Origin of the sequence: Microcoleus sp. CZ3-B2 (assembly GCF_036705055.1) — a bacterium.
Lineage (GTDB): Bacteria > Cyanobacteriota > Cyanobacteriia > Cyanobacteriales > Microcoleaceae > Microcoleus.
Genome location: NZ_JAUBTN010000126.1, coordinates 1 through 4,216 on the forward strand (window position 1 = coordinate 1; position 4,216 = coordinate 4,216).

Consider the following 4,216-nt stretch of genomic DNA (forward strand, 5'->3'; position numbering starts at 1 on the left):
CCAATTCCCAATTCCCAATTCCCAATTCCCAATTCCCAATTCCCAATTCCCAATTCCCAATTCCCAATTCCCAATCCCTCCGCTTCGCTCCGCCCAATTCCCCAATCTAAAATCGAATGCACCACGCCTCGATTCGCACTGCTAACATTCACCGGGCGATCGCCTTTTACGAACAGTTGGGATTTACTGTGAGCGATCGCTTTACCACAGGTTACACCTTAGCCTGTTGGATGGAAGGTCTCAACGGACGCATCGAACTAATTCAAATCCCGGAACCAAAACCCGCACCGGATGCTTTCGGTGACGAGCATTATGTTGGATACTATCATTTATCTTTTGATTTAACTGAGGCGACAACTGACTTGCCTACTTGGTTGCAGTCTCTCAAAAAACAGTTTGAGGAAGCAGCTAAAGACCAACCAAACCAGTTTCAACCTTTGAAAGTTTTATTAGAACCGACTCAACAGGCGATCGGGCAAAATGTTTATGAAGTAGCTTTTATTGCCGATACAGACGGTTTGCCCTTAGAGTTTATCCGGCGGATTAATTAGTTAATGACTAACGACTATGAATAATCATTCTCCCTCTCCAAGTGATCTCAAATCCGGTAGCATCGGAATTAATATTACCCACAGTCAGGACACGGCAGTGCCGTGTCCCTACCCCGATTAATTGTAGGGACACGGCACTGCCGTGTCCGGGAGCATCTCATATTTGTAAAAAGACTTCTTTTGACTCCTTCTTTCTTCCTCTTTCCTCCTGTCTCCTGTCTCCTGCCTCCTACCTCCAATTTCTAGCTTGGCTGCAAAAGTGAGATGCTCCCGCCGTGTCCTCTATATCATTCCTATGCTACCGGAAACGATATGATAATAGTTATTACTCTTAATCCCCCGTAAGGTTCCCTACCAACTTAACAATATCTTTATAAAATATAGTAGATTTTTAACTCAAAATCTACTATATTTTATTTTTGACTATACAATATGAATATCTATTCATACTATCATGTGTTAGAATAAACCCAGGAAAAACCATGCAAAAAGCCAAATCGAGCGATTCCGGCTGCTGTAGTCACGACGACCACCACGAACACAGCCATGAGAATCACAACCACGACGACCACGGCCACGACCACGGCCACGACCACGGCCACGGAGATTTCAACCTCAAGCAAGAATTGATTCCTGTGATCTTGGTCGTTGTACTATTTGTCGGCGGTCTAATTTTTGAAGAAAAACTGCACAACACGCCCTATTCTATAGCTCAATATCTGGTTTTTATCCCCGCCTATCTTTTAAGCGGATGGAATGTTTTAACCAGCGCCGGCCGCAACATTCTGCGAGGCCGAGTGTTTGATGAAAATTTCTTGATGACTGTAGCAACACTGGGGGCTTTAGCCATTCATAAATTGCCTGAAGCAGTCGGCGTGATGTTGTTCTTCAAAATCGGAGAACTTTTTCAAGAATTTGCGATCGGGCGATCGCGTCAATCAATTCGATCGCTTTTAGAAATTCGCCCAGATAGCGCCAACCTCAAGCAAAATGGCGACATCAAAAAAGTTTCGCCCGAAACCGTAGCCGTCGGCGATATCATCCTAGTCAAACCGGGAGAAAAAATTCCCTTAGACGGTGAAATTATCGACGGAAACTCTCAAATTGACACCTCTGCACTAACTGGAGAGTCAGTACCTCGAACCGTGAAAGTTGGAGAAACAGTTTTAGCAGGAACAATTAACCAGACAGGAGTTATCACCGTCAAAGTTACCAAACTATTCGGCGAATCTTCAATCTCCCGAATTCTGGAATTAGTAGAAAATGCCAGAAGCAAAAAAGCTGAAACTGAGAAATTTATCACCAAATTTGCCAGTTACTACACGCCGTTTGTAGTATTTGCATCCCTAGCAGTGGCTTTAATTCCGCCTTTGTTCATTTCTGGAGCAACTAATGCAGACAGATTTTTGTGGGTGTACCGCGCCTTAGTCTTGTTAGTTATTTCCTGCCCTTGCGGATTGGTGATTAGCATTCCTCTGGGATACTTCGGGGGAATTGGCGGTGCAGCCAAGGGCGGTATTTTGGTTAAAGGCTCGACTTTTCTAGATACGCTGACAGCAGTCAAGACAGTTGTTTTGGACAAAACAGGAACTCTGACAAAAGGAGTTTTTAAAGTAGCACAAATTGTGCCTCAGAATGGTTTTTCCCAAACTGAGTTAATGGAAATAGCCGCAAAAGTCGAATCTCAATCTAATCATCCAGTTGCGAAATCTATTCTGGAAGCTTACGGCGGAAAAATAGATTCATCGGAGGTTACAGATTACGAAGAAATAGCGGGACACGGCATCCGAGCCCAAGTAAACAATCAAATTGTGCTTGCTGGAAATGACCGTTTGCTGCACCGAGAAAACATTGCTCACGATGTCTGCAATGCTGAAGGTACGATCGTGCATTTAGCAGTAGACAACCGCTACGCTGGCTATATTTTGATTGCTGACGAGCTTAAGGAAGACGCAGTACAGGCGATTCGCGACCTCAAGAAACTGGGTGTGGAGCGAATTGTGATGCTGACGGGAGACAATCAAGCTGTAGCCGATAGTGTTGCGAAAAAGCTCGGTTTAGATTCCTATTTAGCTGAGTTATTACCCGAAGGAAAAGTTGAGGCGATCGAAAAACTGATCGCCCAATCTAAAAAAGGCGACAAAATTGTCTTTGTCGGGGATGGAATTAATGATGCACCAGTGCTTGCTAGGGCTGATGTGGGCATAGCAATGGGCGGTTTGGGTTCGGATGCGGCGATCGAAACTGCCGATATTGTGATTATGGCAGATGCACCGTCAAAGGTGGCGGAAGCGATCCAAATTGCCAGAAAAACTCACAATATTGTCTGGCAAAATATCATTTTTGCGATGTCAGTTAAAGCGATATTTATTGGTTTGGGTGCTTTTGGTTTGGCTACTATGTGGGAGGCAGTTTTTGCCGATGTTGGGGTCGCTTTAGCTGCAATTTTCAATGCTACTAGAGTGTTGAAATAGAGTTTCCCAAGGTGAGTATTGCCTACCTGATACACAATTGAAACATACATTCTGAGGTCAAAAATATTATGTTTCGTCAACGTTCTATGCCTTGGATTCACCGCTATTCCCGTCCGATTATGGCAGGAATTGCCTCGATAGGGGCTGTGATTACTGCCTATCTAACAGTGGTCAAGTTATCCAACGGAACGGCAGTTTGTCCGATCGCAGGCTGCGACATCGTGCTTTCGAGTCCCTATGCCTATGTGTTTGGCTTGCCTCTTTCTTTGTTCGGTTTTTTGGGCTATTTGAGCATGATAGTTTTTGCCGTAGCTCCCCTACTTGTTAATCCCACAGAACAGAAGAGTCTCCGCTCTAAGTTAGAGTCTTGGACGGGACTATTTTTGTTTGCTGGTAGCACAGCTATGACGATTTTCAGCGGCTATCTGATGTATGTACTGGCTGTTGATATCAAAGCAGCTTGTATTTACTGTATTGTGTCTGCTTTATTTGCAGTTAGCTTGTTTATCTTAGCATTAATTGGTCGCGAATGGGATGATATCGGACAACTATTTTTTATAGGAATTCTGGTATCTATGTTAGTGCTGATTTCTTCTCTGGCTCTTTATGCCGATGTGAATAATCTCGGTACTGCTAGGGAGACTAGCATCAATACTACAACATCTTCTGGTACTTCAGAAATTGCATTAGCGGAACATTTAAAAAGAGTGGGAGCTAAAATGTACAGCTCTTTTACTTGCGATCACTGTCAAGCGCAGAAGGAAAGTTTTGGCAAAGAGGCGGCTCGAATTATCAATTATATCGAGTGCAATCCTCAAGGGAAAAATGCGAGGCCTGATCTTTGCGAAGCTGCGAAGATTCAGGGAACTCCCACTTGGGAAATTGACGGTAAGTTTTACCAAGGGCAAAAATCGTTGCAGGAGTTAGCTGATTTATCTGGCTATCAAGGAACTCGCGAATTTCAATTTCTCTCAAATTAGGAACGTTGATAATAGTGATTTTGGGCGATCGACCTGATCGCAGTCGCTCGCCCGCACCTCATTTTAATTCCGGTTGCACTCCTGGTGATGTTAACTGTTAACTGTTGACTGTTAACTGTTGACTGTTAACTGTTAACAGTGAATTTATAGTCATTTCAAATAAGTATGAGACTATTTAAAAATGAGGTAAAATGAATAAAAATAGTGAAGC

At 43.6% G+C, this 4,216-nt stretch carries 3 protein-coding genes; all 3 read left to right on the forward strand.

Features of this window, described 5'->3' with window-relative positions:
- Nucleotides 1–116 precede the first annotated feature (116 nt).
- Nucleotides 117–551 (forward strand): VOC family protein, encoded by a 435-nt coding sequence (locus tag QUA97_RS27920; RefSeq protein ID WP_333197547.1) that lies wholly within the window; start codon nt 117–119, stop codon nt 549–551.
- 482 nt (nt 552–1,033) lie between these two features.
- Nucleotides 1,034–3,025 carry a heavy metal translocating P-type ATPase gene (locus QUA97_RS27925; protein ID WP_333197549.1) on the forward strand — a complete coding sequence of 664 codons (1,992 nt, stop codon included), beginning with the start codon at nt 1,034–1,036 and terminating at the stop codon, nt 3,023–3,025.
- A 68-nt stretch (nt 3,026–3,093) separates the two neighbouring features.
- Entirely contained in the window at nt 3,094–4,005 is a 912-nt protein-coding gene (locus tag QUA97_RS27930; RefSeq protein WP_333197551.1) for a vitamin K epoxide reductase family protein, read from the forward strand.
- The last annotated feature ends 211 nt before the right edge of the window (nt 4,006–4,216 follow it).